The organism is Desulfurispora sp. (genome assembly GCF_052744395.1).
Map to the genome: position 1 here is coordinate 1 of NZ_JBRAJI010000075.1, position 6,034 is coordinate 6,034.

Here is a 6,034-nt window from a genome sequence, read left to right on the forward strand (position 1 = left end):
GTCTCGATACGAAAAATTTTCTTTTGGAGCTACCTACTAAGTCTTGACACGGACCACTGCCGGTGCAGGCTTGCTTTTTATTTCTATGGTACCTATAATTTTGTGTTAGTTATGGTGTACAGGCAGGAGGATCAATTTTTATGTCTTTATTATTGCGTAAGCTGCCCGCGGTGGACCAGGTTCTCCAGCATGCCGGTATCGAGGCGCTGCTTACACAACTGCCGCGCGAGGTGGTCCTGGCCCAGATCCGGCAGACGCTGGCGGAGTGGCGCGGTCTGTTGCTGGCTCAACAGCTGCCTTTTCCAGATTATGAGAGCTGCCCGGATCTGCTTTCGCGACTTGTTCAGCAAGTTAGAGAGAATTTGTTGCCGGTAACTCGACCGCGCCTGCGGCGGGTGATCAATGCCACGGGTGTGGTGCTGCACACCAATCTGGGCCGGGCGGTGCTGGCTCCCACGGCCATTGAGGCAGTAATCGCCGCGGCCAGCGGGTATACCAACCTGGAACTGGACCTGTCCACCGGCAAGCGCGGCTCCCGGTACGCGCATGTGGAGAGTCTCTTGACATTAATCACCGGGGCCGAAGCGGCCATGGTAGTGAACAACAACGCGGCGGCCGTCCTGCTCTGCCTGTCCACTCTGGCCAGAGGCAAGGAAGTAATTGTCTCGCGCGGACAGCTGGTGGAAATAGGGGGCTCTTTTCGCATTCCCGAAGTGATGGAACAAAGCGGGGCGGTGCTGGTTGAGGTGGGGGCCACCAACAAAACCTACCTGCGTGACTACGAAAGGGCCATCACCCCCCAGACCGCCCTGCTTTTGCAGGTGCATACCAGCAATTATCGCATTGTGGGATTTACCCGGGAAACCACCCTGGCGGAACTGGTGGAGCTGGGACAAAAGGCCGGTTTGCCGGTCATGTGCGACCTGGGCAGCGGATTTCTGGTGGATATGCGCAGTCTGGGGCTGCCCTACGAGCCGGCTGTGCCCGAAGTGGTCGGGTCGGGTGTGGATATTGTCACCTTCTCCGGGGACAAGCTGTTGGGGGGACCCCAGGCCGGGATCATTGTGGGGAAGCGGACATATATAGAAAAAATGCGTCAGAACCCCCTGACCCGGGCCCTGCGCATTGACAAGCTGACGGTGGCCGCCCTGGAAGCCACCTTGCGGGAATATTTGCCCGGCTCCTCCCAACTATCCAATATTCCCACTTACAGAATGCTGGCCATGTCCCTGGCTGAGCACAGGCGCCGGGCGGAGGAACTGGCCGCTTTGCTGGAAGAAGCGGCCGGAGGCAGAGCCGGAATTGAGCTGCTGGAAGGCAGTTCGGCGGTGGGGGGAGGAGCCATGCCCCTGGCGCAATTGCCGGCTATGCTGATCGGGGTAAAACCGCTATATTTGAGCGTGTCCGAACTGGCGGCCAATTTGCGCCGGGGAGAACCGGCCGTACTGGGACGTGTGCAGGATGACCGGCTGCTTTTTGATGTACGCACCCTGCTCAAAGGAGAAGAAATTCTTCTGGCAGCAGCTCTGGCGGCTGCCCTGACCAGAAGCGAGGCGGTGGAATGATGCATCATATTATTATCGGTACGGCCGGCCATGTGGACCATGGCAAGACCGCTCTGGTCAAAGCTCTGACCGGCATAGAAACCGATCGTTTGAAAGAAGAAAAAGAGCGGGGCATATCCATAGAGCTGGGTTTTGCTTATCTGGATCTGGGACCCTGGCGCTTTGGACTGGTGGATGTACCCGGTCATGAGCGTTTTATCAAAAATATGTTGGCCGGAGCAGGCGGTATGGATCTGGTCATGCTGGTCATTGCCGCCGATGAGGGAGTTATGCCCCAGACCAGAGAGCATCTGGACATCATCCAGCTCCTGCATGTGCAAAAGGGCCTGGTGGTACTGACCAAAGTGGACCTGGTGGATCGGGAATGGCTGGAGATGGTCCGGGAGGATATTTTGCAGTATTTGCAGGGTACCATACTGGAAGGCGCCCCGATTATTGAAACTTCGGCGGTAACCGGATACGGGCTGGACAGGCTGAAACAGGTGCTGGTGCAAATGGCCGAAGCAGTGGACCAGCGCAACCAGGTCGGACCATGTTACCTGCCTGTGGACCGGGTTTTTTCTGTTACCGGTTTTGGTACAGTGGTGACGGGTACCATGCGCCGGGGGGCCATCACCGTGGGGGAAGAAGTGGTTGTTCTGCCGGCGGGCAGCAAAAGCCGCGTCCGTTCCTTGCAGGTGCACGGTCAGAAGGTAGAAACAGCCATGGCCGGGCAAAGGGTGGCCGTAAACCTGACCGCGCTGGATACAGCTGATGTGCCGCGCGGCAGTGTTGTGGCGGCGCCCGGCTTTTTGCAGCCTTCCTACCGCATGGATGTTCGGCTGGAATTGCTGGGCAGCGCCCGACCGCTTCGGCACCGGGCCCGGGTCAGGTTTTACCTGGGCACGGCCGAAGTGTTGGGTCGGGTTATCCTGCTGGACCGCGAGGAGCTCCAGCCGGGGGAAAACTGTTACGCGGCCGTGGAGCTGGAGAATCAGGCGGTAGCTGCCCGCGGCGACCGCTTTGTGATCCGGTCGTACTCACCAATGTACACTATTGGTGGAGGAACAGTTATTGAACCATGTGCGGTCAAGCACCGCCGGTATAAAGAAGAGACCCTGCGCGAAATGCAGATCAAAGAGCAGGGTTCTCCGGCCGAAATCGTTGGTCAGAGTTTGCAAAAGAAAGCTACATTGCTCACGGCAGCCGAAATTGAGCGCATTACCAGCCTGGACCGGGCCACCGTGGAGCAGGTGTTACAGGCTGCCGACAGCGAAAAGACGATCCGGCGGCTGGAAAATGAAGGAGAGCAGTACTGGGTGGACCGGCAGCTCCTGGCGCACTGGGGTCAGGAGGCCCGCCGGCTGTGTGAGCAATATCACCGGCAGTTTCCTTTGCGGCCCGGCGTGCCCAAAGAGGACTTGCACAGCCGCAAATTTGCTTTTTTAAATCAAAAGCAGTGGCAGGCCTTGCTGGCCGGGATGGTGGCCGACAATCATATCAAGGTTACAGCCGGTTATCTGGCCAGCCCGGAGTTTGTGCCCGCCCCGTCCGGAAATCTGGGCGCGCAGGTGGCTGGTCTGCTGGAAAAATACCGCCGGGCGGCCTGCCAGCCGCCGGACTTCGCCCAGGCGGCGCAGCAGGCCGGTCTGCCGCCCCGGCAGATTGAGGAAGTGCTGGGGTATTTGCTGCGCCAGGGGACTCTGGTCAAAGTGGCTGATGGACTGTACTTTCACCGGCAGGTGCTGGACGATGCCCGGAAAAAGCTGGTGGAATACCTGCAGCAAAACAGCCAGATCAGTGTGGGGGAAGCCCGGGATATTCTGAGTACTTCGCGCAAATATGCCCTGCCGCTGCTCGATTTCTTTGATAAACAAAAAGTGACCAGAAGGGTGGGCGACCTGCGGGTGCTGGCCAAAAACAGTGCGGGCCAGTGACCCGCACCAGGGCTATTTCCAGAGGAAAAGGCCGGTTTCTGGATCGGGCTGCCGGATCAATTCTGCACCTTCGGGCAAAAATTCATTAATGATGTATTCACAGGCGAAGATCGGACAGCCGGGCAGAAGATGTCCCCCCAGCATCTGGCCGTCCTGCTTCATCAAAGCTACATGGGCATGGACAAAAGGCTGGTCATCCTTGACCGATATGTTACCCTGCAGGCTGATCAACTCTAGGTGCTCATTAAAGGTGAGCTGGCTGTATTTTTGCGTATCCTGGTGATAATAACCGACAACAGCTTTGCTCAATGCCCCTATGGCCTGCACTTTGCCCAGTCTGATATTTTCCTCCTGGCATATTCTGCTCAGTGCTTCCAGCAAATCATCACCTTTGGCCAGGCGGCCAATCAGCGTGCGCCCGCGGTTTACCGCTACCGGAAACATGGATAATTCCTCCTTATCTGGTGAACTGTAGAATTTAACTGTCCTGGGATTATTTTAGATCCAATAATAAAGGGTGGGCAAGTTTGACCAGCAATGAAATAGGTCATTTAATTAAAATGCACGGCCGGGTAAGTTTTGCCCAATTTATGCAGTGGGCCCTGTACCACCCCGGGTGGGGTTATTATATGAAATCGCGTTCCAAGATTGGTGTGGAGGGTGATTTCTACACCAGCAGCAATGTCAGCCCGTTGTTTGGCTATACTCTGGCCGGACAGATCGCCGAGCTGGGGCGGTGCAGCGGCTTAACTGAAGGCATCAATCTCGTGGAATATGGTGCCGGTAATGGTTTTCTGGCCAGAGACATACTGACATTTTTACAGAAGCAGCACAGGTCGTTGTATGACAATCTGATGTATTATATAGTAGAAATCAGCCCTTTTATGCGGCAGCAGCAAAAATTGCTGCTGGAAAAGAGTTTTCCTGGTAAAATAATCTGGTTGAGCGGAATCAGAGAACTGTCCCGGAGCTGCCCCACGGTGGTTCTGGCCAATGAGGTGGTCGATGCTTTTCCCGTGCACCGTTTGATCTATCAAAACGGGTCGTGGCAGGAGATTTTTGTCGCCTGGCAGGCCGGGGAGAATAAACTGCGGGAAGAGGTTGTGCCTATTGCTCAAAGAGACTTGTTGGAGTATATTGATATATATGTATCATCATGCCAGGAAGGCCAGATTATCGAAGTAAACCTGGCGGTCAGGCCATGGCTGGCCGAACTGGGGGAAGGTTTAACCAGAGGATATGTCCTGATCATCGACTACGGCGGTACCAGCCAGGAATTGTACAACGAGAGCCGGATTAGCGGAACCCTGCGGGCATATTACCGCCACAATGTCCGGACCGATTTTCTCGCCGCTCCCGGAGAGATGGATCTGACTGCCGATGTGAATTTTTCGGCACTGCAGGATTGGGCAGCCGGGCTGGGTTTTTCTTGCCTGGGTTACACTTCCCAGATGAATTTTCTCATCAATGCCGGTATATTGGATTTAATCAAGCAAGATCAAGCGTATATTTTTAATAACCAGACATTGAAGGATACCCTGCAGGTGAAAAAATTGATCCTGCCTGAAGGGATGGGGAGCCGCTTCAAGGTGCTTTTGCTGGGCAAAAATGTGCCGGAGAGCAAACCCACCGGTTTTCAATCGAACAGACGCGGTGGATAGAAAGGGATAACTGCCTGAAAGGCTGGGGGAGGAGCATAAACGCTATGTTTAAGACATACCAATTTCAATCAGGTACAGGAAAGCATACGGTTTACCTGATGGCCACGGTTACAGAAAGTGGCATTATGATTCATTTGATTGGTGGTGAAGTGCCGCATCTGGGTGCTGTTGTCCTGAGCCTGCCACGTCCCAGCCGCAGCAATCCCGAGCGCACCAGCTGCACCACATCTGTGCTGCCGCTGGCCGCGCACAAGGACGAGCTGGCCGCTAAAATGGTGGCGGAGACCATTACCCGGCAGGTGAGCAAGCCGGTAACAGTGGCGGCCGGTCTGCATATAAAAAATGCTACCCAGAAAGATATCATCACCCTGATGCAAAACAGCCGGGACGCGGCGTTGCAACTGATCGAAGCGGTAAAAAGGGATTTTTCTTTTAGCTAATACTTGTCGGCAAGCCATTTTTTCTCGGCCATAATCCTGCTGCTCCCCGGGAAAGAATATGGAGCAGGAGGTGAAGCAAATGGCTAAAAAGAACGGAAAGGTCAATCCCACCGGTACCGAAGTGAGAACCGGCAAGGCTCCCGCTACCGATATGGCCTGCGCAGCCAAACCGGAAAAACGTGACACCACCACAACCATGGATGGCGGCTGCTGACCGGGAAATTGCTACATTTAGCTGGAAGTTGGGGATAAGTGCAGGTCCTTGCGGGCCTGCATTTATTTTTCCAGGATTTATACCCTTGCCAGTACAGCACACCATGTGCTAACATAAGAATTCCCGGCGCTCAGCAGCGCAGCAGCGCAGCCGGGTGAAGCAAGAAGCAAACAAAACTGGCATAAGGCCGTGTATAATTTCAGTAGGTGGCAGCAAGGAAATGTCCCCCTGAAAATAG

General features: G+C 55.2%; 6 protein-coding genes. 5 read left to right on the forward strand and 1 reads right to left on the reverse strand.

Annotated elements, in window-relative coordinates; genetic code table 11:
- Positions 1-140 precede the first annotated feature (140 nt).
- A complete protein-coding gene (gene selA, locus ACUVTU_RS13020; protein ID WP_445890384.1) occupies positions 141-1,565 on the forward strand; it encodes an L-seryl-tRNA(Sec) selenium transferase in 1,425 nt (474 codons plus the stop codon).
- Positions 1,562-3,481, forward strand: a complete 1,920-nt coding sequence (gene selB, locus ACUVTU_RS13025) for a selenocysteine-specific translation elongation factor (protein ID WP_445890385.1) — start codon at positions 1,562-1,564, stop codon at positions 3,479-3,481. Before selA ends, selB begins: the two co-directional genes overlap by 4 nt.
- Before the next feature lie 12 nt (positions 3,482-3,493).
- Here selB and ACUVTU_RS13030 read toward each other — a convergent pair whose 3' ends face one another.
- Positions 3,494-3,925, reverse strand: coding sequence for a PPC domain-containing DNA-binding protein (locus ACUVTU_RS13030; protein ID WP_445890386.1), 432 nt, complete (start codon positions 3,923-3,925; stop codon positions 3,494-3,496).
- A 185-nt stretch (positions 3,926-4,110) separates the two neighbouring features.
- Between ACUVTU_RS13030 and ACUVTU_RS13035 the strand changes: the two genes are divergently transcribed.
- The 3 genes from ACUVTU_RS13035 to ACUVTU_RS13045 all read left to right on the forward strand — a co-directional run bounded on the left by ACUVTU_RS13035 (position 4,111) and on the right by ACUVTU_RS13045 (position 5,796).
- Positions 4,111-5,142, forward strand: a complete 1,032-nt coding sequence (locus ACUVTU_RS13035; RefSeq protein WP_445890387.1) for a class I SAM-dependent methyltransferase — start codon at positions 4,111-4,113, stop codon at positions 5,140-5,142.
- Between the two features lie 44 nt (positions 5,143-5,186).
- Positions 5,187-5,582: a prenylated flavin chaperone LpdD gene (lpdD, locus tag ACUVTU_RS13040; RefSeq protein WP_445890388.1), complete on the forward strand. Its 396-nt coding sequence runs from the start codon at positions 5,187-5,189 to the stop codon at positions 5,580-5,582.
- Between the two features lie 79 nt (positions 5,583-5,661).
- Entirely contained in the window at positions 5,662-5,796 is a 135-nt protein-coding gene (locus ACUVTU_RS13045) for a hypothetical protein (protein WP_445890389.1), read from the forward strand.
- Positions 5,797-6,034 lie beyond the last annotated feature (238 nt).